Origin of the sequence: Micromonospora sp. WMMD987 (genome assembly GCF_029581435.1) — a bacterium.
In the GTDB taxonomy this organism is placed as follows: Bacteria; Actinomycetota; Actinomycetes; order Mycobacteriales; family Micromonosporaceae; genus Micromonospora; species Micromonospora rifamycinica.
Genome location: NZ_CP120861.1, coordinates 3821282 through 3847418, shown reverse-complemented (window position 1 = coordinate 3847418; position 26137 = coordinate 3821282). Strand labels below are relative to the sequence as shown.

The 26137-nt window shown below is 72.3% G+C and carries 14 protein-coding genes; 4 read left to right on the top strand and 10 right to left on the bottom strand.

Annotated features, from left to right (window positions below; translation table 11 throughout):
* Nucleotides 1-99: 99 nt before the first annotated feature.
* A complete protein-coding gene (locus tag O7612_RS16175; protein ID WP_282265241.1) occupies nucleotides 100-1932 on the bottom strand; it encodes an RICIN domain-containing protein in 1833 nt (610 codons plus the stop codon).
* Nucleotides 1933-2432: 500 nt separating this feature from the next.
* Between O7612_RS16175 and O7612_RS16170 the strand changes: the two genes are divergently transcribed.
* Nucleotides 2433-4175 (top strand): trehalase family glycosidase, encoded by a 1743-nt coding sequence (locus O7612_RS16170; protein WP_282265240.1) that lies wholly within the window; start codon nucleotides 2433-2435, stop codon nucleotides 4173-4175.
* Between the two features lie 143 nt (nucleotides 4176-4318).
* Here O7612_RS16170 and O7612_RS16165 read toward each other — a convergent pair whose 3' ends face one another.
* Entirely contained in the window at nucleotides 4319-5332 is a 1014-nt protein-coding gene (locus O7612_RS16165; RefSeq protein WP_282265239.1) for a LacI family DNA-binding transcriptional regulator, read from the bottom strand.
* Nucleotides 5333-5638: 306 nt separating this feature from the next.
* Between O7612_RS16165 and O7612_RS16160 the strand changes: the two genes are divergently transcribed.
* Nucleotides 5639-7108: an arabinofuranosidase catalytic domain-containing protein gene (locus tag O7612_RS16160; protein ID WP_282265238.1), complete on the top strand. Its 1470-nt coding sequence runs from the start codon at nucleotides 5639-5641 to the stop codon at nucleotides 7106-7108.
* A 130-nt stretch (nucleotides 7109-7238) separates the two neighbouring features.
* Entirely contained in the window at nucleotides 7239-9488 is a 2250-nt protein-coding gene (locus O7612_RS16155) for a helix-turn-helix domain-containing protein (RefSeq protein WP_282265237.1), read from the top strand.
* 7 nt (nucleotides 9489-9495) lie between these two features.
* Here O7612_RS16155 and O7612_RS16150 read toward each other — a convergent pair whose 3' ends face one another.
* Complete coding sequence (locus O7612_RS16150; protein WP_282265236.1) at nucleotides 9496-10623, bottom strand: helix-turn-helix transcriptional regulator; 1128 nt, start codon at nucleotides 10621-10623, stop codon at nucleotides 9496-9498.
* A 182-nt stretch (nucleotides 10624-10805) separates the two neighbouring features.
* Nucleotides 10806-12275: an RICIN domain-containing protein gene (locus O7612_RS16145; RefSeq protein WP_282265235.1), complete on the bottom strand. Its 1470-nt coding sequence runs from the start codon at nucleotides 12273-12275 to the stop codon at nucleotides 10806-10808.
* Between the two features lie 481 nt (nucleotides 12276-12756).
* On the opposite strand from O7612_RS16145, the gene O7612_RS16140 reads away from it, so the two are divergent.
* Nucleotides 12757-13644, top strand: coding sequence for a hypothetical protein (locus O7612_RS16140; RefSeq protein ID WP_282265234.1), 888 nt, complete (start codon nucleotides 12757-12759; stop codon nucleotides 13642-13644).
* Between the two features lie 76 nt (nucleotides 13645-13720).
* Here O7612_RS16140 and O7612_RS16135 read toward each other — a convergent pair whose 3' ends face one another.
* From O7612_RS16135 to O7612_RS16110, 6 genes are all read right to left on the bottom strand, one after another.
* A complete protein-coding gene (locus O7612_RS16135; protein WP_282265233.1) occupies nucleotides 13721-15292 on the bottom strand; it encodes a class I SAM-dependent methyltransferase in 1572 nt (523 codons plus the stop codon).
* A gap of 142 nt (nucleotides 15293-15434) precedes the next feature.
* A complete protein-coding gene (locus O7612_RS16130) occupies nucleotides 15435-18227 on the bottom strand; it encodes a M14 family zinc carboxypeptidase (protein WP_282265232.1) in 2793 nt (930 codons plus the stop codon).
* A gap of 309 nt (nucleotides 18228-18536) precedes the next feature.
* Nucleotides 18537-19985 carry a phosphoesterase gene (locus O7612_RS16125; protein ID WP_282265231.1) on the bottom strand — a complete coding sequence of 483 codons (1449 nt, stop codon included), beginning with the start codon at nucleotides 19983-19985 and terminating at the stop codon, nucleotides 18537-18539.
* A 295-nt stretch (nucleotides 19986-20280) separates the two neighbouring features.
* Nucleotides 20281-21822 carry a cellulose binding domain-containing protein gene (locus O7612_RS16120; protein WP_282265230.1) on the bottom strand — a complete coding sequence of 514 codons (1542 nt, stop codon included), beginning with the start codon at nucleotides 21820-21822 and terminating at the stop codon, nucleotides 20281-20283.
* A gap of 186 nt (nucleotides 21823-22008) precedes the next feature.
* Nucleotides 22009-24945, bottom strand: a complete 2937-nt coding sequence (locus O7612_RS16115; protein ID WP_282273940.1) for a DUF5682 family protein — start codon at nucleotides 24943-24945, stop codon at nucleotides 22009-22011.
* Between the two features lie 74 nt (nucleotides 24946-25019).
* Nucleotides 25020-26132, bottom strand: coding sequence for an AAA family ATPase (locus O7612_RS16110; RefSeq protein ID WP_282265229.1), 1113 nt, complete (start codon nucleotides 26130-26132; stop codon nucleotides 25020-25022).
* Nucleotides 26133-26137 lie beyond the last annotated feature (5 nt).

Here is a 26137-nt window from a genome sequence, read left to right as displayed (position 1 = left end):
AACGAAATCAATCAATGCCTTGAGGGCGTTCCCGGTGCCCCCGGTGGCTGGCGGAGGGCCGGGCGCCGGCCAGCCGGCACCCGACCCCGTGGGTGGGCACTACCGACCCCAGAGACGCCAGGTCTGGTTCAACGGACTGCTCTGGCCGACCGGCTTGCAGGTCCACTGCAGGATCCGCGCCTGGGCGGCGGTGGAGACGCCGTTGACGTCCACACACTTGCCGCTGTGCCGGGCGACGAGCTGGTAGTCGTGCGGGTCGTTGCCCCCGTAGGTCACCCGGCGGAGGGCGAACTGCTGGCTCGGACCGTTCTGGCAGGTCCCCTGCTGCACGGCCGCGCCGTCGGCGGTGGACGCCCCACCGACCTCCAGGCACTTGCCGCTCTGCTGGTTGACCACGGTGTACGTGTCGGCCACCCCGGCGACCGGGCGGAAGTTCCAGAGCTGCTGGTCCCCACCCTCGCAGGGGAACTGCTGCTGGGGGTTGCCGTCGGCGGTGCCCAGGCCGGTGTTGTCCAGACACTGCTGGGAGTGCTGGGCCACCGCGACCGAGGTGAAGCCGGTGTCCGCGGGCGGCAGCAGGGTGACGGTGTACGTGTCGTTCTGGTTGCCGTACGGCAGGGTCACCGAGACGGCGTTGTTGGCCACGGTGAGCACGGTGTTCGACACCGTGACCGGCCCCTGCACCGCACCGCCGTTGTTGTACGGGATGCGCTGGGTGAGCACCCGCACCTGGTTGTTCTGCACGATGCCGCTGGTGGCGTCCAGCCGTTGCAGGTTGACCGTCAGGTTCCCGGTGGTCCGGCCGCCGCCGACCAGGACCTTCGCCACTCCGCTGGCCTGGGTGGCGAACGCGTCGTACGACTGGCTGGCGGTCACCGCGGCGATCTGCCCGGTCTGCGAGGCGTAGTAGCGGTAGACCCACCACTCGCCCTTGGGCTGGTGCTGACCGGCCGCGTTGCGCACCAGCAGGTTGCCCAGGTCGTTGTGCAGGTTGCCGCCGCCGGCCCAGTTCGCCCGCAGGCCGTCGGCCCGGGCGCGTTCCAGGCGGGCCACGTACCACGCGCCGTCCGCCGGGTTCTGCTCGTTGGACGCACCGTACTCGTTGATCTGGTACGGCCGGGGATGGGCGATGCCGCGCGGGTCGAGGGTGGCGTTGGCGGCGGCGACGTTGGCGACCGGGTCGCCGGGCAGCGAGTGCCAGCTGACGATGTCCGGCACCGTGTTGGTGGAGCGGACGAAGTCCAGGTACTGGTTCCAGAAGGCGTGGTTGGTCGACGGCACGCAGGCGCAGCTCGGCCCGACGATGAGCTGGTTGGGAAACTCCGCCCGCAGGCGCTGGTAGGTGCGCCGCCACAGTTCGAGGTACTGGGAGATCGGCCGGTTCCAGAAGATGGTGATGTTGGGTTCGTTCCAGATGTCCCACTGCACGGTCAACCCGGCGGTCCGGACGTCACCGATGAGCCGGGTCAGGAAGTTGTCGTAGTCGGTCCAGTTGCCGTTGTCGCCGGGGAAGCGGGAGATCCCCGCACCGTCCGCGCCCCACAGGTCGTGCGGCAGGATGATGAACTGGCCCCCCAGGGCGGCGGTCCGGCGGGCCTGGGCGAGCGTGGAGTTCCACCGGCGGTCGTAGTTCCCGCCGACCCACCCGCTGCCGGGCAGCTGCGCGCCACCGGCCCGCATGTACTGGAACCTGACGTCCCGGTAGAAGTGGTCGGCCGGGCCGCTGGCGTTCTCGGTCATGCCGTAGATCCAGCCGGAGGCGCGGTAGCTCGGCGTGCCGGCGGAGCTGGCGAAGTTGACGGTGATCGACTCGTCGGCGGCCTGGGCCGGGGTGGCGGCGACGGCGGTCGCGGCGACGGCGAGCAGTCCGACGGCGAGTCGGGTGACGACCGTCCGGGCTCGTCGGGGCCGGCTGCGGGACGGGGTTTTCACGGGCGGCTCCTTGGTGGCGTGCGGAGGACGCTCTCCGGAGGGCTGCGCTGTGCGAATCGATTCGCAGGGATCGTAGGGCCAGGCGTTGAAGGATGTCAATGAGATGACACCCCGGTGAAGTCGGTGTTTCCGCCGTTGGTCCCGCTTCCGAAGGCGTCCTTGACGGTGATGCAGGGGCGGACCTATGGTCGTGTCGACCGGTTTGTCGAATCGATTCGTCTGCTGATCACGCCGCCCCGCCCCGGACCGTCATCGGATCCACCACCGGGTCACCGACCACCACGGCGGCCAGCGCCACCGCCGGGCGATGGCCGTCGTGGGCGGGCGGCCACCGTCCCGCCCGGGTGCCGGGTGGGGCGGTGGTCGGCCCGGGTCCTCCCGGCCACCGCCGCCCCCGCCACCACGCCGCCGGTCCCGGCCCGGCGGCACGTCCCGACCGGGGTACACCGTCGCGCCGGCTCAGGACCGACCACCCGCACCACAGAAGGGCCTCGCCACCCATGACCGTCGCACCGTCCGGTCCGGAGTTCCCCATCCAGGACATCCCGTTCAGCTACCGCGGGTCCTGGCTCAACATCTCCCCGGTGGTAGCCGAGAAGACGTACGCCGACGACCTGCACCTGGTGTCCCACCAGACCGGACTGCACCCGGTGCTCCGCCTCGCGCCCGACCCCGGCACCACGGTCGTCGCCACCCCCACCCTGCTGACCTGGCACCGTGCCGACGCCCGGATCGAGGCCGCCTACCAGGGGCCGGACACCCTGCGGATCCGTGGCCGGGGCCTGGGCCTGCGGATCGCCGCCGCCGCCCCCGTCCTCACCCCGTTCAGCGGCACCTACCTCTATCGCGACCCGGTCGACGGATCGGCGGTGTTCACCTCCTACGAGACGGGCCGCCGCTACCGGGTCACCGTGCTGTCCGGGGCGCTACGGGCCGCCGGGGGAGTGGAGGCGCTCGGTCCGGCCGACCGGTGGCTGGACCTTCCCGCCGACCAGCCCTGGGAGATCGCGGTCGAGGAGTACGCCACCGCCCGTCACCCGCACGCCCCGGGCATCCCCTTCGACCAGCTGTGCCGCGAGCGCGACGCCGAGTTCGCCGCGTTCGTCGACGCGGTCGCGCCGTGGCGGGACGTGGACACCCCCGCCGCCGAACTGGCCGCGTACGTGCTCTGGTCGGCCACCGTCGACCCGGCGGGCTTCGTCACCCGACCGGCCGTGCTGATGTCCAAGCACTGGATGGACAAGGTGTGGAGCTGGGACCACTGCTTCAACGCGATCGCCCTGGCGGCCGGCGATCCCGACCTCGCCTGGCACCAGTTCCAGCTCCCCTTCGACCACCAGGACCCCGCCGGCGCCCTGCCGGACTCGATCACCCACTCGGAGGTCCTGTACAACTACGTCAAGCCACCCGTCCACGGCTGGGCACTGCGCCACCTGCGCCGTCGGCTGCCCACGCCACCGGACCGGGCGGCGCTGGCCCAGACGTACGACCGGCTGAGCCGGTGGACCCGGTTCTGGCTGGACGCGCGCCGTGCCCCCGGCCACGCCCTGCCCCACTACCAGCACGGCAACGACAGCGGCTGGGACAACGCCACCACCTTCGACGACGGTCGGGTCCTGGAGACCGCCGACCTCGCCGCGTTCCTGGTCGGCCAGCTGCGCTGCCTGGCCGACCTCGCCACCGAGCTGAACGAGCCCGCCGACGGCTGGTCCGCGGAGGCCGACCGGGTGCGCGCCGCCCTGCTGCGCGAGCTGTGGGACGGCGGACGCTTCACCGCCCGCTGCCCGCACACCGGGCGACGACGGGCCAGCCGCAGTCTGCTCGACCTGATGCCGGTCACCCTCGGCACCGACCTGCCCGCCCCGGTCACCGCGGCCCTGGCCCGGGGCATCGAGACCCACCTGACCCGGCACGGGCTGGCCACCGAACCGACGGACTCGGCCGACTACCTCGCCGACGGCTACTGGCGTGGTCCGATCTGGGCACCCGCCACCGTGCTGGTGGAGGACGGCCTGCGCCGGGCCGGGTACACCACGATCGCCGACGACGTCAGTCGCCGGTTCCTGGCCCTGTGTGAGAAGTCCGGCTTCGCGGAGAACTTCGACGCCGAGACCGGCGCGGGGCTGCGCGACCGTGCGTACACCTGGACCGCCAGCAGCTACCTCATCCTCGCCGCCGCCCGGCAGGAACGTGCCGGGTCGCCGGTGGGCGGCCGGGGCGCGCGGACGGGTCCGGTGCGGTGAGCAGGCCCGGGCGCGGACCGTCGCCGGGGGACCGGGCGTCGCCGGGCGCAGCACGTGCGCCGCGCCCCTGGGCATTCCCGGCCGGACGGATGCCGCGCCCTGGGCGTGCCCAGGGCGGAGCGGTGCCGGGCCGTCGGACCGGGTCAGCGGGGCCGGACCGGACCGGTGCTGGCGCGCAACGAGATGGGCGGGGTGTACAGCCGGTGCCGGGGTGCGGCGGCCGGAGCGGCGATCAGCTCCAGCAGCAGGGCCACGGCCTCGGCGCCCATCTGACGCGTCGGCACGTCGGCCGCGGTCAACGGCGGGTGGAAGTCCTCGGCCCAGTGCTGGGCGGCCACGCCGGTGACGGAGAAGTCGCCCGGTACGGACAGGCCGGCACCGCTCAACGCGCGCTGCATGCCGGGCAGCGCCGCCTCGTTGATGGTGGCCACCGCCGTGACCTCGGGATGCGTGCTCAGCAGCCGCTCCAGGCAGGCCTCGCCCGACGCCGTGTCGTCACCGCAGCAGACGTCGACACCGGTCAGGCCCCGCTCGTCGACCGCCGCCCGGAAGCCGGCCAGGGCGCGGTGGCTGGGGCCGTAACCGGCGGCGACCAGCTCGGCGGACCGGTTCACCAGGGCGACCTGCCGGTGGCCCAGGTCGGCCAGGTGGTGTACGCAGCGGGAGATCAACGCCGCGTAGTCGATGTCGATCCAGCTCGTCCCGTGCGGCTCCGCCGTGCGGCCGATGGTCACGAACGGCAGCCCCGCCGCGGCCAGCCGGCTCACCCGGTCGTCGGTCAGCCGGATCTCCATCACGACCACGCCGTCGACCCGTCGCCCGGTGACGATGCGCTCGAACGACCGGTCATGGTCGCCGCCGGACGGGGACAGCAGCACGTCCAGATCGTGCCGGGCCGCCGCCTCGACGACGCTGGCGACGAAGCCCAGCTGCATGTCGGTCAGGCGCTGGCTGGCCGGCGGGATCACCAGGCCGAGGGTGCGGGTGCGGCCCTCCTTCAACGCGCGGGCGCTGGCGTTGGGCCGGTAGCCCAGCTCGTCGATGACCGTCTGGATCCGCAGCCGGGTCGTCTCGGACACGGCGCGCTTCCCGCTCAACACATAGGACACGGTGCTGCGGGACACCCCGGCCCGCCGGGCGATCTCCCCGATGTTCATGCCGCCCTCAACCGAATTCCCGACACGGATGCGGAATGCGCCGCGCTTCCCGTGGAGCATAACGGTTCCGCAATTCGTACCCGGGGTCGCAACTGCTGCGCGCCCGGCCCGGCGGGCAATCCGTCCGGAGCCGGCCGGACAGGGGCCGGAGGGTGGCGCAACGAATCGATGGCAATTAATGTAAAAGATCTGACGTGTTATGTCGGGAGCGGTCTCGACCGGCAGCCCGGCCCGGCGTCACGCACACCGCAGGACGCCTGACCAGAAGCGGTCGTCACCATCCCGCGCCGATGCGGAGAGGATTCGATGAACGTGAAGAGAAGGCCGATTCGTCTGACGGTCGCCGTGGTGGCCCTGCTGACCCTCACCGTCGGTGGCGGCTCCCTGGTGCCGGACCCGCCGGGCGCGCGTGCCGCGACCACCGGGCCGTGCGACATCTACGCCTCCGGCGGTACGCCGTGCGTGGCCGCGCACAGCACCACCCGGGCCCTGTACGGCGGGTACGGCGGTCCGCTCTATCAGCTACGACGGACGTCGGACGGCACCACCCGGGACGTCGGGGTGCTGAGCGCCGGTGGCGTGGTCGACGCCGCCGTCCAGGACTCCTTCTGCGCTGACACGAGCTGCGTCATCACGATCATCTACGACCAGTCGGGTCGCGGCAACCGCCTCACCCAGGCGCCTCCCGGCCACTGGCCCGGCCCCGCGCCGGGCGGCTGGGACAACCTGGCGGACGCGAAGGCGGCCCCGGTCACGGTCGGCGGCAGGAAGGCCTACGGCGTCTACGTCTCCCCGGGGACCGGCTACCGCAACAACAACACCAACGGGGTGGCGACCGGCGACCAGCCCGAGGGCATCTACGCCGTCGTCGACGGCACGCACTACAACCAATGGTGTTGTTTCGACTACGGCAATGCGCAGACCGACGGTCAGGCGGACGCCCCGGCCATCATGGAGACGGTCTACTTCGGCGCCAACAAGCAGTGGGGCTACGGTGCCGGTGCCGGCCCATGGGTCATGGCCGATCTCGAGTGGGGACTGTTCTCCGGGGTGAACGCGGGATACAACAACATTTCGTCCATCAACCACCGATTCGTGACCGCCATGGTGAAGGGTGAGCCGAACCACTGGGCGATCCGGGGCGGTAACGCGCAGTCCGGTGGTCTGACGACCTATTTCGACGGGCGGCGTCCCAACGGATACCACCCGATGAAGAAGGAGGGGGCGATCCTGCTCGGCATCGGCGGCGACAACAGCGTCTCCGGGCGCGGCACCTTCTTCGAGGGTGTCCTCACCTCGGGCTACCCGTCGCAGGCCACCGAGGACGCGGTCCAGGCGAACATCGCCGCCGCCGGGTACGCCCCGGCCGGTGGCGGCACCCCGCAGCAGAACGTCCAGCTCGTGGGCGCCCAGTCCGGCCGCTGTGTCGACGTGCCGAACGGCAGCACCACCAACGGCACCCAGGTCCAGCTCTGGGACTGCACGGGCGGGACCGCCCAGCGCTTCACCCAGACGGCCGGCCGGCAGCTCCAGGCGGCGGGCAACAAGTGCCTCGACGCGTCCGGACAGGGCACCGGCAACGGCACCCAGGTCATCATCTGGGACTGTCACACCGGCACCAACCAGCAGTGGAACGTCAACGCCAACGGGACCGTCACCGGCGTGCAGTCGGGACTCTGCCTGGACGCCTCCGGCGGGGCGACGGCGAACGGCACCAAACTGATCCTCTGGGCCTGCAACGGGCAGCAGAACCAGCAGTGGACCGTACGGAGCTGACCGGAGCGCGGTAACCGACCCACGACGGCGGCTACCAGACCTGGCGGCGCAACGGGCGGTGAGCCGACCATGCGGTAGGTCACTGATCGATGCCTGGAACCTCGGCCGGTGATCTGTGAGGGTGTGCCCAGTGGAGCAGATACCGGGCACACCCGAATCCCCGTCGCTGGGTTCGGCGCTACGTGCCCACCGGGTGGCGGCGGGGCTGTCGATCGAGGGGCTCGCGGACCGTTGCGGGGTCAGTGTCCGCGCGATCAGCGACATCGAACGGGACCGGGTCCGCCGTCCGCGACGGCGTACCCTGACCGTCCTGTTCGATGTCCTCGCCGTGCCGGACGACGAGCGCCGTCGCCTGGCCGAGGCCGCCTCCGGCCGACCGGTCGGCGGGGAACTGCCCGGGCCGCCGCGCTACTTCAGCGGCCGGGTGACGGAGCTACGGACCCTGGGTGACATCGCCCGCCGCCCGTCGGGTGACCGGCAGCAGGCCACCGCGCTCGTCGTCACCGGACCGGCCGGGGTGGGGAAGACCAGCCTCGTCCTGCGCGCCTCGGCCGACCTGGCCCCGGAGTTCCCCGACGGCCGCTTCTTCGTCGACCTGCGGGGCATGGACGACGTCCCGACCCCACCCGGCGAGGCGCTGCACCGGCTGCTGCGGGCGCTCGGCGTGCCGGAACAGCGGATTCCCGCCGGCCTGGCCGACCGGGCCACGGCGTACCGGTCGGCGCTGTGCGAGCGCCGCGCCCTGGTGGTGTGGGACAACGCCGCCGACGAGACCCAGGTCCGACCGCTGCTGCCCGGGGCCGGCCGTAGTCTGGTGCTGTTCACCAGCCGGCGGCGGCTCAGTGGCCTCGACACCGCGCAGTGGCTGTCGGTGGAGCCGTTGTCGGCCGCGGACTCCACCGCCATGCTGCGGGCCATCGCCCGCTCCGCCCCCGACACCGACCCGGCCGCGCTGACCGAACTGGCCCGGCACTGCGGCCACATGCCCCTGGCGCTGCGGGTCACCGGCCAGCGGCTGTCGGAGGAACCGGGGCTGTCGGTACAGGAGCTGAACCGGCGGTTCTCCGGCGAGCAGGCCCGACTGCGGGTGATCGACGCCGGGGCCGCCGGCATCCACACCGCGCTCAGCCTGTCCTACCGGCGGCTCGGGGCCGACTTGCGGCGTACCTTCCGCCGGCTGTCCCTGATGCCGGGTCCGGACTTCGGCCCGGATCCGGTCGCCGCGGTCACCGACGTCCCCGCCGAGCAGGCCGAGCGACGGCTGGAGGCGCTGGTGGAGAGCGGCCTGGTGGCCGCGGTGCCGGCGGACCGGTACGGACTGCACGACCTGGTACGGGACTTCGCCGTCGACCGGATGACCGTCGAGGAACCCGGCTCGACCGGCCCGCTGCGGACGTCGTCGCTGCGCTGGTGGCTGGCGCGCACCACCGCTGCCGGGCGGCACTTCGAACCGGACGGGCCGACGTCGCTGACGGAGTTCCGCGATCGCGCGGCAGCGGCGGCCTGGCTCGACGCCGAGCGGGGCAACTGGTTCGCGGCGTTACGGTCGGCCGCCGCCGAGGGCCTGCACGGTCCGGTGGTCGAGGCCGTCGACGCGCTGCACTGGTTCTCCGACAGCCGGGTCCACCTCGACCTGTGGCCCGAGGTGTTCCGGTTGTCCGCCGCGTCCGCCGCCCGACTGGACGACCCCCGCACCGAGGCGGTCCATCTCAACTACCTGTCCTGGGCGCAGGCGATCTGCCAGCGGGAGTACGCCAGCAGCGTGGCCACCGCGGGCCGGGCGCTGGACCGGGCGGTCCGTGCCGACGACCCGGCCCAGCAGGGCTGGGCGTTGCTCTACGCCGCCAGCGGCCACACCGGGCTGGGCGAGCACGAGGCGGCCCTGCGGCAGCGCCAACGGGCCTGGGTGCTGCTGCGCCGCGCGGCCGACCCGGAGGGTCTGCCACAGGCGATGGCCTCGGTCGGCTCCTCGCTGCTGGCGCTCGGCAGACCCGCCGAGGCGCTGCGGGTGCACCGGCGGACCAGGGGCCTGCTCCGCGATCCGCGCCATCCCATCGCGGCCTTCGCCCGGGCCACCACCGACGCGTTGACCTGCCGGCGGATCGGCGACGATCTCGCCGCCCTCGGCCGGTGGCCGGAGTGTGTCGCCGCCCGGCGGGAGGCGGTCGCACGGTTGCGCGCCAGCGCGATGCCGGCGACCGAGGCGCTGGCGTCGGTGGAACTGGCCGAGGCGCTGCGCCGCACCGGGCAGACCCGGGACGCCCCGGCGCACCTCAGGCGGGCGATCGAGCTGGCCGAGGAGTGTGACGATCCGGACCTGGCCGGTCGGGCCGCGACGCTGCTGGCCGAGTATTCCCGCGACCATCCGGCAGAAGGGTGAGGTGAGATCAGGTGCCGGCGGCGACCCGGGCGAAGGCGCACACCAGCGGGTGCGGCTCGTAACGGTGCCCCCGGCCGGCGGTGACCCAGCCCCGTTCGGCCAGGTCGAGCAGGCCCGCATCGGCGCGTGCCGGACCGACCGGCCGGGTCAGCAGCCGGACGGCCCGGCGGGCCCGTTCCGGCAGCCCCGCGTAGGTCCGCTCGAACGCGTCGCGTACCGACAGGTCCCCGGCGACCAGCGCGTCCAGGACCCGTTCCGGCCGGGCCAGCCGGTCGATCAGCCACTGCGCGCTCCACTGCGGCCGGGTCAGCAGCCGGTTGGCGGTCACCCGCAGCGCCAGGGGCAGGCCGCCGCAGCCGGCGGCCAGCGCGGCGACCGCGGAGGTGGGCGCGGTGCCGTCTACCATGGCGGTGAGGGCGGTCCGCGCGTCGGCCACCGGCAGTGGCGGCACCAGCCGCCGGTCGGTCACCGGGAGGCCGGTCAGCGGATGCCGGCCGGTGATCAGGGTGACCCCGAGAGCGTCCGACGGCAGCAGCGGCCCGATCTGGCGGTCGTCGCGCACGTCGTCCAGCAGGACCAGGATCCGTCGGCGGCGCAGCAGGTCACGGTACGCCCCGACGGCCGCCGCGTCGGACCCGTGCGCCGCCGGGTCGGACGGTGACAGCACCCGGCGCGCGATCGTGGCGGCGGTGGCGTCCGCGACCGGTCCGAGGAACCGCACCCCGTCGGGGAAGCCCTCGGCGAGGTCGGTGGCGGCCTGCACCGCCAACGCGGTCTTGCCTGCCCCGGGCAGGCCGATCAGCTGCACCGCAGGGCGACGGCGCAGTTGTCGGGCCAGCCAGGCGAGGTCGTCGCGTCGGCCGGTGAAGTGCGCGGTCACCCCGGGTAGGCCGGTCACCCCGGCGACCTGCCCGCCGGTCAGGTGGAGTCGACCGGCGTCGACGCCGTCGAGACCCAGCGCCGCGCCCAGCGCCCGTAGGGTGCCCTGGTGCGGGCGGCGGATCCGGTGCCGTTCGATCCCGCCGATGGTCCGGGCGCTCACCCCGGAACGGGCGGCGAGTTCCTCGATGGTCAGCCCGGCGGCCGTCCGCAGCGACCGGAGCCGATGGAGCTGTTCCTGCGTGTTGTCCCGCACCCCGTACCCCCGCCAGGACGTCTGCTGTCCTGCCCAGTAGACGCCCCCGCAGCGCCACCCGGGGTGAGGGTATCGTCACATCCCGTTCCGGTGCTGGTGGGGCGGGGGGCGTCCGCCGTCCGCCGTCCCGCCCTACGGGAGGCGGGACGGCGGACGGGCCGGGGCAGCGGTCGGGACGGTCGTCAGGCGACGCCGACCCGCTGCCACTGCTGGTTGGCGCCGGTGCCGCAGGCGTACTGGATCACCCGTGCGCCGTCGGCGGTGGAGTAGCCGGTGACGTCGAGGCACCTGCCGCTGTGCCGGGCCACGATGCGGACGCTGCCCGAGCCGGCGTCGACGAGCTGCCACTGCTGATCGGTGCGGCCGGCCTGGCAGGCGAACTGCTGCACCGCCGCGCTGTCGGCGGTGGACCCGCCGGCCACGGTGAGGCACTTGTCGCTGTGCCGGGCCACGATCTGCCGGTAGCCGGACCCGACGTCCCGCACCTGCCACTGCTGGTTGGTGCCGTTGTTGCAGGCGTACTGCGCCACCGCCGCGCCGTCGGCGCCGGACCGGTCGAGCACGTCCAGGCACTTGCCGCTGTGCCGGGGGCGCAGCGTCTCGTAGGTGTAGCTGCCGGCGACCCCGCTGATCACGCCGGTGGCGGTGTCGATGGTGAGCTGCGGGAACCAGTTCATGGTCAGCGAGGTGGCCGAGGGGAAGTTCAGCGGCAGCCAGACGTACCGGGACTGGTTGACCGGGCCGCCCGTCGCGCCGGCCCAGCGGTCACCGAGGTAGAGGTACGACGTGGCGGCGCTGCCCTGCACCGGCAGCACGTACGCCGACTGCGAGTCGTAGGTGGTGCCGTCGGCGAAGGTGGTCGGGTTGGTCCAGGTGCCGCCGATGCTGCTCGCGGTGGCGTACCGGGCCTGGTTGGGCGACCAGCCGGTGGCCCCCGAGGTGACCAGGAAGTAGACCCCGTTGCGTTTGAACATCGCCGGGGCCTCCCGGTAGTTGTCCGGCCACAGCGTGCGCACCAGCGACGCGACCCCGGTGTAGTCGGCGGTGAGGCGGTAGATGTTCAGGTCCGCGTTGTTGCGGGTGGCCGAGATCAGGTAGGCGGTGCCGTCGTCGTCGCGGAACACCGTCTGGTCCCGGGAGTCGTGGCCCAGCGGGCGGAAGCTGCCCAGATAGCGGTAGTTGCCGTCGACCGTGCTGGAGGTGGCCACCGCGACCCGGGCCTGGTTGTAGTCGACGCCGTTCTCCCAGTGCATCCAGAGCACGTACTGGCCGGTGCCGGCGTTGTAGATCACCTTCGGTCGTTCGATGTTGGCCGTCGCCAGCTCCCCGGCGGAGGACTGGGTGAGCACGTTGTTGCGGAACTCCCAGGTGCGCAGGTCGGTGGAGCGGTAGACCGACACGTACCGGAAGGTGTTGTTGTCGTTGCGGTTCTCGCCGAACCAGTAGTAGTAGTCGCCCACCTTGATCATGCCGCCGCCGTGGGCGTGCACCCCGGCGCCGCTGGTGTCGGTGAACTGGGTGCCGTTGGTCACGGTGACCGGTGCGGCCCGGGCGGCGGGGGCCGGCAGGGTGAGCGGGACGAGCAGGGCCGCGCAGGCGGCGAGGGCGAGGACGAGCCGTCGGAGGGTGGTGGGGTGGGGCGCGGCAGGCATGGGCCGCCTCCTCTTGCGGTGGACACGAGGTGCCCGCAGGGACGCGCGGGCCTGATTCGACCCTCACGATAGGCCGACGTACCGCGACATGCCCATATTTCAATTCGACAAATATCGATATTTGGGGGCGGGGTGGAAGGGTGTTCCGGATCACCCTGGTCGGCGGGCGGTGTCGAGCGTCGGGATTGTTACCAATGATCTACGTCACATTGTGAAGCCTTCTCGCAGTGCCCGGCACGGAAGGCACGTTCCGGGCCTAATCCCTTTTCCGTACCCCACATTTCGCCACCGAAGGGCACTGTCCGGTGGCCCGACGGCCGCCGAGGAGAGTGGATTCGCCACCCTCGGTAGTCAACTGTCACCCCGTGTGGTCGCCCGGGGTTTGCTTGCCCTCCGACAACGAGCGCCTCGGTTTGTGCCGCTCACTACCCTGACCGATGATCCAGTGCCTGGGTACCGTCGACAGCGATAAGGGCTTCAGATGAGCAACAGTCACCCTCCGTACGGAGAACAGCCGGATCCGAACGTCACGCCGTGGAGCGGGCCACCGGCCCCGTCCGCCGGTTACCCGGCGTACGGCCAGCCCGGCCAGGCCCCGCAGTACGGCCAGGCCCCGCAGTACGGCCAGCCCCCGCAGTTCGGTGTTCCGGTGCCGCCGCCCAAGTCGAACCGCGGTCTGGTCATCGGCCTGATCGTCGGCGCGGTGGTCCTCATCCTCGCGCTCTGTGGCGCCGGCATCGGGCTCGCCCTGGTCGGCAACGACGACGAGCCCGACCCGACCCCGACCCCGACCGCCGCCAACCCGGGGCCCGGCACGGACACCTCGGTCAGCCCGCAGCCGTCCGAGCCGCCGACGGAGCAGCCGAACAACAACAACAACGCGGTGACGGCCCGCTACTCCAGCGACCTGTCGTCGGTCTGCGACGGCAGCCCGATCCTCAACGCGGCCACCTACAGCGGCCCGGCCACCGCCAAGGCGTACGTCTTCTCGAACAACCCCGAGCGGCCGACGTTCTGGTCGTCGAAGCTGGTCGGCTCCGACAAGCGGTACTACGCCAAGTCGGCCGACTTCACCACCGTGTCGGTGGTCGGCTGCATGTCGATGGTCCCGGGCAGCGAGGGTGCGCCCAAGAAGTGCGACTACAAGGCGAGCGACGGCAAGAACGTCAGCGTCTCCTACATCTCCTCGCGCTACCAGCTCACCTTCTACGCCGCCAAGACGGCCGAGAAGATCGGCGACGGCGGGACCGTGAACGCCCCGGCCACCCGGTGCCCGAGCTTCATCTCGTACAACAAGACGACGATGAAGGCGTACGCCGCGCCGGACAGCGGCACCATCGAGGCGGCCCTGGACAAGTTCCTGTCCTGACGACCGGCTCCTGACGGCGGTGCCGGGGGCGGGAGGATTCCTTCCGCCCCCGGCCTTCCGTCTCTCCGCCGCCCGATCAGGTGTTGACCGGCCGGCGGGCGACCAGCAGCACGTGCGTCACCGGCCAGTCCAGCGACGTTCCGTCCACCGTCGACAGCGCCGCGCTCGGCGCGAGCCGGTGGGTGACGATCCAGTCGTTGCGGTACGGGCCGCTGGCCGGGTCGACCTCGAACCCCACGTCGGCCAGCAGGGCCTTCCAGTCGGCCCACTCCAGCCCGCAGAACTCCTCCTGCGTCTCGGACAGCCAGTTGTCGGTGTAGTCCTTGCGGGTGAGGAAGTCCATCGCCGCGCCGAGCGGCAGCTCGACCACCGCGCCGGTGCTGTCGTCGACCGGGCGGAACCCGAACGGGAACCGGTAGTCGACGGCGAACTGGTCCAGCCGGGCCCGCGTGGACAGCCCGGCCAGGTGCGCGGCCACCTGGTCGGCCGGCAGCGACGCCAGATCCTCGCGGGGCCGGGCCGGGTTGGCCCCGTCGGTGGTCGACAGCCGCAGCCGTACCGTCCGGTCCCGGCCGTCCGGCCCGCACACGTCACTGTTGATCCACACTCCGCCGGGCACCGTGTGGTCGTAGATGGCCTGCACGAAACGGCGCAGCGACACCATCCGGTCGCCGTACGACCAGATCTCGTGGGTCAGCGCGAACGTCATCGTGGTGTCCACCGAGCGGGGCGCGAACACCGCCCCGCCGAGCACGTTGCGGCGGTAGAAGAAGACGTTCGGGTTGGCGAACACCCCCTGCGCCTTCTTGTGCACGCACTCCTCGTACAGGTGGCGGGCCACCTCCACCCCGATCAGGTCGCTCTCCCGCAGCGCCGGCTCCCGGTCGGCCAGCTCCAGCACCGCGCCCGCGCCGCAGCCGACGTCGACGATCCGGCCGGGTCGCACGTGCTCACGCACCGCCGCCCACTTGCGCTGCGCCGCGTCGGCGAACGCCTCGGCGTACGTCCGGTAGTCGCGGGTGGCGGTCAGCCCGCCCTCGTCACCGACCACCGGGTCGTTGACCACCGACCGGACCAGGTCGTCGAGCCGGTAACGGGCGTAGACGTCGAGGGTCGCCGGGTGGGCCAGCTCCCGCCACGACGGGTCGTCGGCGGCCAGCCGCAGCAGCACGTCCCACGGCCGGGCCGGGGTCGGGTCGACGTCGGCCTCCACCCCGGCGATCGGGAACCCCAGCCGGGCGTACATCGCGGCGACCTGCGGCGTCGAGCAGGCGACCACGGTGTCCGCCGGGGTCAGCTCCAGGCCGGCGGTCGCCGCCACGTTCTTCAGGGTCACCTCGGCGAACCGGTCGGTCTCGGCGGTGTCGAAGACCGGCACCACCACCGAGCGCAGGCCCGCCAGCACGCTGAACCGCTCGATCGCCGCCTCCCGCCGGTGGTAGGGGACCGGGTTGCGGCGGGTGTTCTCGTGGTTGGCCGAGGTGACCGCCCAGACCACGGTGACGTCGGCGGAACGGTCACCTTCCGTCACGTCGTGTCCACCGTCGGGGGTGGCGTGGTCGCCACCGGTGGCGAGTCGGTGCAGATAGTCGGCCTGGAACCGGGTCAGCAGATGATGTCGGCCGGGAAACAGCAGGTAGCGGGGCATCCCCCGTTCCTAGCCGACGCGTGGTGGGCGGCGCCGCGCGGGGTGGGCGACGCGGCTGCGCGCGAGGTGCCGGGACGGTGCGTGCCGTCCGGAGCGGGTGCGGGGGCGACGCCGTGCGACGCCGCCCCCGCCCCGTCCGGCGTCAGCCCACCACGGAACGTAGCGGAACCTGCGCGGCCCGCAGGGTCCGCACCAGGTCACCCAGGTACGGGTGCTCGTCGATCTGGAGACCCTCGGGGTTGGGGATCACCAGGTACGCCGAACCGTCCGCCACCGCCACCCGCGCGGTGTCGGTGTACCGGTCGACGATCGCCTCGGTCCGGGCCAGGTCACCGGCCGCCACCTGGAGGGTGAACGGCCGCCACTGCCCGCCCAGGTTCTCGGTGACCGGGGCCGCCGCCGCGGCGGCCCGGACCGGGTCGACCCGCACCGGCGACGCCGTCCGGGCCGACGTGCCGGTCGTCGGGTACAGCAGCGCGTTGGCCACCAGGTGCAGCCCACTCTCGTTGTACGCCCGGAACAGCGGGTTGAACGCGAACAGCACCGCCCGCCCGGCCCCGGTCGGCTCGTCCACCACCGCGACGGTGCCCTTGAGCGCGTCCCCCTGCACCGTGTACCCGTTGGCCCAGAAGGTGTCCCCGCTGGGGTAGCGCAGCACGTTGCGGCCGGTGCTGCTCGGGGTGAGGATCGGGTCGTTGTTGTTGAACTCGAAGTCCTCCGCCGGCCGGCCCAGCCCGACCGGGCTGTCCGGGTCCACGTCGACCCGCAGGTGCGAACCGATCACCGTGTAACCGGTCGGCTTCGGCTTCTCCGTGGTGGAGGTGAGACCGGCGGCGCGGGCCATCCGGGTGCCCTCGTTGCGCAGGCCCAGGTAGGTGTGGCCCTGGGCGATCCAGGCGCGCAGGTTGGCCTGTCCGGTCGCGGTCAACCCGCCGGTGGCGTTGCTGCCGTCCGGCACCAGCAGCACCGTGCGGCCGGTGAACGCGAGGGTGTTGTCGTTGATGTCGGCGGTGGTGACCGGGGTGAGGTCCAGGCCCCACCGCTTGCCCAGCACGTACCGGGCCTCGCCGTGCGAGCCGGAGGTCGTGGAGATCCCGGTGCCCTGGAACAGGCCGACGTCCGGCCGGCTGATCGGGGTGCCGACCGCGGCCGTGGTGTACGGGGTGAGCGTGACGCCCAGCTTCTTGGCCGTGGTGTTCAGCTCCGGCGTCAACGCGCCGGCCGGCATCCCCACCTCGCCGCTGTCCAGGTCCCGGACGAGCTGCACGCCCTGACCCAGCAGGGTGAAGGTGAACTCGGCCGCGGCGGCGGAGTCCAACTCGTAGGTGTAGGAGCCCTTCAGCGGCGGCGCGGCCAGGATCTTGCCGCCCCCGGTGTTCTGGATCTTGTCGATCAGCTCCGCGTTGGGCTTCACGTCCGCGCCGGTGTAGACGGCGTTGACGCCCATCAGCAGCGGGTTGCTCCACGACGACACGTCGTAGAAGTACGGGAACGGCGTGTACGGGTCCTCACCCATGATTGCCTGGATCCAGTGCTTCTGCGGCTGGTTCATCGGAATCCAGTACGACCCGACCGGCACGGTGAGGTTGGTCGCCGACCGGCCGCCGAAGACCTTCGCGGTGGGCAGCCTGACCGCCTTGCGCACCTGGTAGACCTCGACGTCCATCCGGCGCAGCCGCTCGACGAGCTGACGGGCGTCGGCGAGCTGCCGGTCGGGCAGCAGGAAGTACGACCTGATGCTCTGCGCCGGCACCGGGAACTGCACGGTGTTGGTCGGCTGGACCACCTCGTTGGGCTCCAACGTGCCGGCCCGGCCCTGGGCGAGGGCGTCCTTCCAGATCTTGAACCAGCCGGTGAGCACCTCCCGCTTGTGCGCCGCGGCCCAGCCCAGCGTCGACCACTGGGTGTGGAACTGCTGCTGCACCCGGTCGGCCACCGCCGACGAACTGCCCTTCTCGAAGGTCATCCCGGCCGCGCCGAAGCCGGCGGCCGGCACGGTGTCGCCGTAGCCCATGAAGAACAGGTCGTAGGTGGAGTAGTTGAAGTAGCACTCGGTGGTCACCGTGGCGTCGCACGCGCCGTTGTAACCGAAGCCGGCCTTGTTGGCCTCGCCGATCCGGTTGATCCAGTCCACCGCCTCGCCGGAGATCTCGTGGTGGATCGGGTCGGCGTTGGGCGGGAAGAAGTACTGCCGGCCGCCCATCTCGTGCGCGTCGATGAAGACCTGCGGCGGGTACTTCCGCATCAGTTCGAGCTTGCCGTCGGTCTCCTGCTGGGTGCGGGCGAACCAGTCCCGGTTCATGTCGAAGCCGTACTCGTTCTGCCGGCGGCTGGCGTCGCGGCCGTCCGGGTTCTGCGTCGGCACGACGATGGTGATCAGGTTGTCGTTGCGCTCCTGCACCTCGCAGGACAGCCCGGCGGCCAGCTCGTACAGCGTCTTGAGGGCGGCGTCGGTGCCGCTCTTCTCGCCGCCGTGCACGTTGGCGGTGACCCAGACGATCGCCGGGGCCGCCTCGGCGATCTCGCCGGCCCGCTGCTGGTCGACCAGGCGAGGGTCGCGCAGCGAGCGGACGTCCTCGGCGATGCCCTTGAGCACCGCCGGCCGCACGTTGCGCTCGTTCGACACGATCGCGTACGGCAGCGGCTGGCCGAGCACGCTGGTGCCCATGACGCCGGTGACGACCCGCTTCGAGGCGGTGTCCACGGCGTCGAGGTAGCCCCGCACCTCCTCGTTGGTGACCACCCGCTCCTGACCGGTGCCGAGCGGGAACCCGAGGAAGCTCTCCGGGCTGGGCACCGTGGCCAGCCGGTCGGTCGGATCGGTACTACAGGTCGTCGGGGGAGCGGCGGCGGCCGACGGACCGACCACCAGGGGGGCCATTCCGGCCAGTAGGACGATGGCGGTGGCGCTCGCCAACCGTCTGCGGGAATGCATCGTGGAGCGGAGTCCGGCAGTTCGCATGGATGTCCCGTTTCCCTTCCCGGGAAATGAATCAAGGGTGCCCGGAGCGTATGACCTGCGCTTTCGGGCGGTCAAGATTCACAACCGGGGGCCGGTACGCGATTCGTCAATTGCCTCACACCCGCGCGAATACGGGCGTTTGGTGGCGAGTCCCGGCGTCCACGATGGACCTGCGGACCACCGGGCGGCCGCCGCCGTACCCGGGGCCATATCCACCGCTGTCGACCCGGCGGTGGCAGCCCGGCCCGCCGTCGGCACCGACGACGGGCCGGGACCAGGCGGTCACCGCACCTGGACGAACACCGGGTTGGAATAGAACCACAGGTCGCTCCACGGGCTCTCCAACCCGTCGGCCAGCGGCTCGGCCTCGTCGGTGCCGGTGCCGCGCACCCGCAGGTAGCTGTCGGCCTCGACGTTGCGCAGGGTGTGCCGGATGACGTACTGCGCGCCCTGCTGCCGCCAGTCGCGCGGACCGAACCGGGCCACCACGGCGGTGGTCGGATTGGTGTCGGCGTCCCGGTCGGCGCTCGGCCCGGTCACCCGGCCGACGATCAGGTCCACCCGCCGCACCTGCGGCCGGTCGCCGTTGGCGTTCGTGCCGGCCGGCGGCCGGAACCGGATCTCGACCTCCACGTCGGTGCGGTCGCGGCGGCTGACCGTGATGGTCTCGCCCGCCCCGGCCACCCGTCCCTGACTGCCGGCGGTGACGTCGAGCCGGGTGATCAGGTCACCGGTGGTGACGAAGATCCGGCCGTGCCGCAGCCCGTCCATGATGTCGTGGTACTCCTGGCGGGCCAGCACGTAGGTCTTGCTGTACTCGCCCGGCCAGAAGTCGGTGCCGCCCCGGGTCCAGTGCACGTGCGAGTCGGAGGTCGCGGTGATCCACCAGCGACGTCCCTCCCCGAGCAGCGCGTCCCACAGCCCGCCGACCCGGGCGGTCGCCTGGTCGTAGCCGCCGTAGGTCGGGTGGTTGCCGTAGCCGCCCCGGGCACTGCCGTTGAGCGGCCCCGCCTGGTGCCCCGGAGCGCCCTCGAAGCCGACGTAGACGTCCGGGGCGGCGTCGTTGCCGTTACGGAACTCGTGCGGGAGATCCTGCCCGTAGACCCCCAGCCCGGTCGCCGAGCGGGAGGTGTGGTGGGCGATCACCAGCGGCTTGTGCGGCATGGTCCGGGCCACCTTGAGGAACTCCACCATCTTGGCCTCGGTGTCCCGCCCGGGGTCCGCCGGGAACGGATCCCGCTTGGCGAACCGGCTCTCCAGCTCGAAGAGCTGCTTCGCCTCGTCGGCGTGCCGCGGGATCATCAGGGTGTGGTGGTCCATCGCCGGGGCGTCGAACTCCATCCCCCAGAACTGCAACACCTCGGGCACCAGCCGGCGCGACCGCAGCAGATCGGGGTACGCCAGCTCCAGGTTCACCTTCGAGTGGGTCGGTCCACCGTGGTCGGTGCACATCGCCCAGGTCAGCCCGAAGTTCTTCGCCATGATCGCATTGGTGACGATCGGGTACACCGCGTCGGCGCCCTTGCGGAACGTCGGCGGGTTCGTCGTGGTGTCGAAGTCCCCGCTGTACTCGGAGTGGATGTGGTGGTCACCGGCCCGCCAGCTCCGGCCGTCGGGCCGCCCCGCGCCGGCCCGCGCCTCCTCCTGCCGGTCCGGGTCGGCGTGCGCCGCCTCGACCCCCACGAACGGGCCGGCGGCGGCGAGCGTCGCACCGACACCCGCGTACCTCACCAGTTGACGACGCGACAGCCGACCGCCTGTGGCGTCCTCGGAATCCCTGTCCCGCACTGCGGAGCCCTCCGCTCGATCCGGTGGTGACCATGTCGGTCACGAAGCCTGCGAGAGCGGGATGAACAGGCGTTGCACGGTGGTCGGGACCGGGGTGAACGACGCCCGGCCAGCGGAGGTCCGACGGCCCGACCGTACCCGGGGCGCAGGCCCCCGTCGCACAGCGCGACGGGGGCCTGCCCGGACGACCAGGTTGCGGGGTGCCGCCCGGCGGTGCTGCCCGGGCGGCCGGGACCGGTCAGTTGCAGGTGGTGCCGTTGAGGGTGAACGGAGCCGGGGTGGCGGGAGCGCCGTCGGCGGTGAAGCCGAAGCTGACCGCCCCGTTGGTCGGGATGCTGGCGTTGTGGCTCTCGTTGCCCACCGTGACGGTCGCGCCGGTCTGCTGGAACACGCCGTTCCAGTGGCCCTGGATCAGCTGACTGCCGGGGAAGGTCCAGCCGAGCGACCAGCCGCTGACCGCCGGGCCGTCGTTGTAGACGGTGACGCTGGCGTTGAAGCCGGTGCCCCACGAGTTGGTCACCACGTACGACACCCGGCAGGTGCTCGCCAGGGCCGTCGCCGGTCGGATGTCGCCGTAGTCGTCCCGGGCGGTGGCGAAGTCCTGGAAGCCGAAGCCCCGACCGGCCGACCGGGTGGTGGTACCGGCCGCCAGGACGGTGCCGTTGGCGTTGACCGAGTAGACCGGTCCACCGCTGTCACCACCGCGGGCCGACTCGTCGCCGTCGAGCTGGGTGGCCTCGACCAGGTCCTCGATGTCGTCGTAGTGGAAGTCGACCCGCAGGTTGCAGACCGGTCCGCCGATCTCACCGGCCGAGGTGTACCCCGACTGGCAGAGCAGCTGGCCGGGGAAGACCTCGGTCCAGCCGGTCACCTGGGCGCGTACCTCGTCGTTCTGCCCACCGACATAGATGTGGCTGCCCGGCGAGGAGGTCGAGACCAGCATGGTGTCGTGGTCGTCGTTGCTGGCGACCCCGTAGCCGATCAGCGTGCCGGTGTTGGTGTTGGTGTTCCAGCCGACGTGCCACGGCTGACCGATCGGGCCGCAGTGTTCCGCGGTGAGCAGGTAGCCCACGTTGGTGGTGTGGTTGCGGACGCCGAAACCGGCGGTGCAGGCGTACGTGGTCAGGCCGATGCCGATCCCGCCGTCGTACGGTGCGGAGTCGTTGTACCGGGACCGCTCGACCATCCGCTCGCGGACCACGGTCCGGGTGCTGACCCCGGTCGCCGGCAGCTTCGGCTGCCTGGCGCCGATCTTCGGGTCGACCGCGACCTCGATGCCGGATCCGTCCGTACGCAGCCGGACGGCGTGGGCGGCGTCCTTCGGGTCGGCGTCCACCACGGGGGCGATCTTCGCCGCCGCCTTCTTCAACTCGGCACGGGAGTACGTGGCCCCGACCACCTCGACCGGGGCGGTGTGCCGCGCGGTCGTGACCGCCCGCGCGACGTCGCCGGGCAGGGCGCCCTTCCACCAGAGCGTGACGTGGTCGTCCACCAGCCCGATGCCGGCGTAACCGCGCGGCGTACCGGCGTCCACGGCAGTGCGCACGATGTTGGCGGCGTCGACCAGCGGGGCCTGGGCGAGCATCCGGTCCCGGGTCTGCGCCGGGATCAGGTCGAGAATGGAGCGGCCGTTCTCGGGCATCGGCGTCGTCGCCGACGGTGCGAACGGCTGGCTGGGCGCGGCGTGTGAGGGCGCCGTCAGCGGACCGGCCAGCACCATGGTGCCGAGCAGCGCGCCGGCGACCACCGAACGGGGGGTCGCTTTCCAGGTTTGCGTCATGACGACGAGTCAAGTGACCCCGGACCGCCGGAAACAGGCAGAAGCATCGGCAAGAATCCCGCCGGATTGTCGGCGGTGCTCCGGCCTGCCCTCCACCTGTCGTCCGGCGGGCATGGGACATCTCACACGACCCGGATCGGGACGTGCGTCGACCGCGCTACCGGCAGCCGTCCCCCGGCTCCCGCTTCACCGGAGGCGACCCGGTTCCGGACCGTCGAGCAGGGCGGCGACCGCCTGCGCGGTGGCCGGATGCCCGGCCAGCAGCGCCGGCACCGCCGTCCCCACCGGCTCGGCGGGCGACGCCGACCAGTCGCCGTCGCAGCCGAGCAGCGCGGCGACCGCGTCGACCGCCGCCGGATGCGCGGCGAGCAGGGTGTGCACCTGCCCCACCGGCGCGGCCCGGTGCGCCGTCGGCGCGGGCACCGCCGTCGACCCCCGCCAGGGCGGCACCCAGGCGTCCAGCTCGGGCAACGTCCCCGGGAAGGTACGCGCGGCCTCCCGGACCAGCACCGGCACCAGTTCCGGGCCGTGCTCCCGCAGGGTGGTGATCAGGGTCGGCAGCCAGGGCAGCAGCACCGGGTCGGGCAGCCGGGCGAAGGCGCTGGACATCGTCTCCACCACGAACGGCGCGAGCCCCGGCACCGGTTCCAGCGCGTGCACGAAACCGGAGAGGTAACGCGGGAAGGCCGGCACCACCAACGGGTTGGCCAGCAGACCCGCGCACCGCTCCCGCAGCTCGGCCAGCGGCAGCAGACCGAGCTGGTGCCGGGCCGCCCAGACCAGGGCGACCTTCGCCGGTGCCTCCGGATGCGACTGGGCCACCGCGAGTTCGAGCTGGGACCGGTCACAGCCCAGGGAGAGCGCCAGGCTCTCCATGCTGAACAGGAAGCCCAGCATCGCCCCCACCTGCCGGACCCCGGTCTCCTCCTCGACGAACGCGGTCGGCAGCAGCGTGCAGTAGTGCGCGTAGCCGGTCGTCACGAACGCCTCGCACCAGGCCGGCAGGGTCGGCGCGGTGGCCCGGTGGTGGGCCAGCAACCGACGGATCCGCCGCAGCACCTCCGGGGCGTCGTCCACCGTGCGCTCGGTGGCCAGCAGCTCCACCGCCCGGGTACCCAGCTCGTCGACCAACCGGGAGCTGTCCAGCAACCGGATGGCGTCCTCCACGGCGGCCAGGGCACCGGCGGCGGTTGCGTCCGGACCCCGCACCGACCGACGCAGCCGCTGCTCCAACACCTGCTCGACGGTCACCCCCTCGTACCCCAGCTCGATCAACGCCCGCTGGTGGCGACCCAGCGCCAGGTCCCAGCTCTCCTGGATCGACCGGTGCCCCAACCGGCGCTCACCCATGATCGGCCGGACCGCGTCGTCGGGAAGCAGGTACCGCAGCACCCACAGCAGATCCGAGCAGGCGGCCAGCCCGGGATCGGCGTGCAGGTCGAGCAGGGCCCGCCCGATGGTGCGTTTCTCCAGGTCCAGGCCGAGCGGCTGGAGCCGGTCGAGCACGTCGCGGGCCAGCGGAGGCAGGGCGTCGTAGCCGACCTGCCCGATCCGGTCCCCGCCGAGCAGGATCTCGCAGAGCCGCCGTACGTCCCGCCGGCCCGGTACGACGTCCTTCTCGATGCAGGTCACCGCCGCGTCGGCGAAGTCGTACGGGGTCGGGCGAGCCCGGTTGCGCAACCCGGCCAGCAGGATCGAGGTCTCGAACACCGCGATCGCGTCGGCGGTGCTGGCCAGGTAGCCGTTGCGGCGGGCCAACCGGACGATGTCCACGCACCAGCCGCGCAGCTCCGCCTCGTCCAGCCCGTCCAGCGCCGGAGGCGCGGCGAGGAACCCGGTGAGCCGGTCGGCGACCGGACCGGCCGGCGCGACGACCGCCGGGACGGCCTTGCGCCGGCCCCGGCCGGTCTTGCCGCCCCGTTGACCGTCCAGCCGGTACGGGGTCAGCCCCGACCCGCCCACCGCCCTGGTCCAGGCGGCGGCGGCGATCGACACCGACCCCGGGGCCAGCCCGAACTGCGCCTCGATGGCCGAGTGGCTCGACGGGATCAGCCCGTACCGCCAACGGGTGCCGGTGCGGGGGGTGATCGCGAAGTCCGGGGCGGGGGAGTCCAGCCCGAACTGCTCGACCCGACTGGCGGCGTGGAACGCGCCGCACACGTACAGGCAGTCCGCCGGATCGGCCCCGGACGCGGCGAGGTGCTGCCGCATCCGGGTCCACATGTACCGCTCCCGGTCCTCGTCGCGCTCGGTGCGGTCCGACCCGGCCGGGCGCAGTCGACGGAACAGGCTGCCGATCAGCACCATCACCTGCCGGTAGGTGTCGTGGTCGGCGGTGGCGAGGGGCCGCTCGACGTACTGGTCCCACCACTCCGACCAGTGCCGCACCTTCCCGTGGTGCAGCAGGAACGCCTCCAGCTCGGCGAACCGGGGCCGCAGGTCACCGATCTCCACGCCGACCGCGTCACCGTGCAACGCTGCCTGCTCACCCGCGTCACCGTGCAACGCGGCCTGCTCACCCGCGTCGCCGGTCGACGCGGTCTGCTCACCCGAGCCGCCGGTCGACGCGGTGGCCGCCGCCGGGCCGCCGTCGTCCACCGGGCCGCCGTCGTCCGCCCGCCCGCTGTCGCCCTCCGCAGCGGCGTCGTGGCGTGGGGACCACTGGAAGACGTGGTCGGTGGACCGGTCCACCAGCACCAGCTCCACCCCCGGCGTCTCCAACGCGTACGCGATCGCCTGGTATTCGGCGGACGCCTCGGTGACCGGCGCGACCACGCTGAGCGGACCCCACTCGGCGGGGAAGCCGTCCAGCTCCGAGGCGAACGCCTGCACCGCCACCGGCAACCGGCAGTTGCGCAGCTCGCCGAGGAGCGGCTGGAGATCCTCGCAGAGCTCCAGGTAGATCACCTTGGGCTGCTTGTGCCGCAGCCGGCGCACCATCGCCAGCGCCGAGGCCGGCGAGTGGTGGCAGACCGGGAAGATCTCCAGCCGCTCGCCCAGCGCCCGGTCGACGTCGTCGACGATGCCGGTGAGGATGCCGGCCAGCGCGTCGGCGGAACCGGCGAACGTGGCCGCCGCGTCGGTGAGCTGCTCCCGCAGCGCCCCGAACGGGCCGGCGACCACCCCGCCGGGGCCGTCAGCGGCGGTCGCGGGCGGGGCGGCACCGGGCGGCGCGGCGGTGCCGGTGTCGGCGGTGGTCACGACAGCGAGGCGATCGCCTGGCGGCCACCGTCGAGGAAGCCCGCCCAGCCCTCGCCGTCCTTCTTGGCCCGGGGCTCCACCACCCCGTGCAGGTACTTGTTGAGGATGGCCAGGTCCTCCGGGCTGCGCCGGGCCAGCGACCCCACCAGCGAGGAGGCCAGCGTCTCCACCCGCAGGGCCCGGTCACCGAAGAACTGGCTGTGCAGGATCGCGTCCTCCAGCACACCGATCTGCTCGGCGGTGGACAGCGCCGACTCCAGCTTCTCGTCGTCGCTGGTCGCCGACGCGGCGGCGGCCCGCAGGTCGGCGAAGCTCTGCAACAGGATGTCCAGCAGGGTGGGCGGCACGTCCAGCTCGATGCGGTGCCGGCGCAGCAGCTCCTCGGTGCGGAACCGGACGATCTCCGCCTCGCTGCGCTTGTTGGTGACCACCGGGATCCGGACGAAGTTGAACCGGCGCTTCAACGCCGACGACAGGTCGTTGACACCCCGGTCCCGGCTGTTCGCGGTGGCGATGATGGAGAAACCGGGCTGGGCGAAGACGATGTTGTCGTCGTTCAGCTCGGGGATGGAGACGTACTTCTCCGACAGGATGGAGATCAGCGCGTCCTGCACGTCGCTGGTGGAGCGGGTCAGCTCCTCGAAGCGACCCACCAGGCCCTGCTCCATCGCCGTCATGATCGGCGACGGGATCATCGACTCACGGGACTGCCCCTTGGCGATGACCATCGAGACGTTCCAGGAGTACTTGATGTGGTCCTCGGTGGTCCCGGCGGTGCCCTGCACCACCAGGGTCGAGTTGCGGCAGATCGCGGCGGACAGCAGCTCGGCCAGCCAGCTCTTGCCGGTGCCGGGGTCGCCGATGAGCAGCAGACCCCGGTCCGACGCCAGGGTCACGATGCTGCGTTCGACGAAACTACGGTCGCCGAACCACTTCTGCGGGATCTGCCGGTCCAGCCCGTCGGCCCGTTCCGAGCCGAGGACGAACAGCCGCACCATGCGCGGGCTCAGCCGCCACGAGAACGGCTTCGGACCGGTGTCGACCGACTCCAGGTAGTCGAGCTCGTCGGCGTACTTGACCTCGGCGGGGGCACGCAACATCTCGGACATCAGGG

What these genes read in the sequence shown, in the direction of transcription:
- O7612_RS16170 (WP_282265240.1), top strand. Translation starts at nt 2,433, where the DNA reads ATGACCGTCGCACCGTCCGGTCCGGAGTTCCCCATCCAGGACATCCCG.
- O7612_RS16165 (WP_282265239.1), bottom strand. Translation starts at nt 5,332, where the DNA reads ATGAACATCGGGGAGATCGCCCGGCGGGCCGGGGTGTCCCGCAGCACC.
- O7612_RS16160 (WP_282265238.1), top strand. Translation starts at nt 5,639, where the DNA reads ATGAACGTGAAGAGAAGGCCGATTCGTCTGACGGTCGCCGTGGTGGCC.
- O7612_RS16145 (WP_282265235.1), bottom strand. Translation starts at nt 12,275, where the DNA reads ATGCCTGCCGCGCCCCACCCCACCACCCTCCGACGGCTCGTCCTCGCC.
- O7612_RS16140 (WP_282265234.1), top strand. Translation starts at nt 12,757, where the DNA reads ATGAGCAACAGTCACCCTCCGTACGGAGAACAGCCGGATCCGAACGTC.
- O7612_RS16135 (WP_282265233.1), bottom strand. Translation starts at nt 15,292, where the DNA reads ATGCCCCGCTACCTGCTGTTTCCCGGCCGACATCATCTGCTGACCCGG.
- O7612_RS16130 (WP_282265232.1), bottom strand. Translation starts at nt 18,227, where the DNA reads ATGCATTCCCGCAGACGGTTGGCGAGCGCCACCGCCATCGTCCTACTG.
- O7612_RS16120 (WP_282265230.1), bottom strand. Translation starts at nt 21,822, where the DNA reads ATGACGCAAACCTGGAAAGCGACCCCCCGTTCGGTGGTCGCCGGCGCG.
- O7612_RS16110 (WP_282265229.1), bottom strand. Translation starts at nt 26,132, where the DNA reads ATGTCCGAGATGTTGCGTGCCCCCGCCGAGGTCAAGTACGCCGACGAG.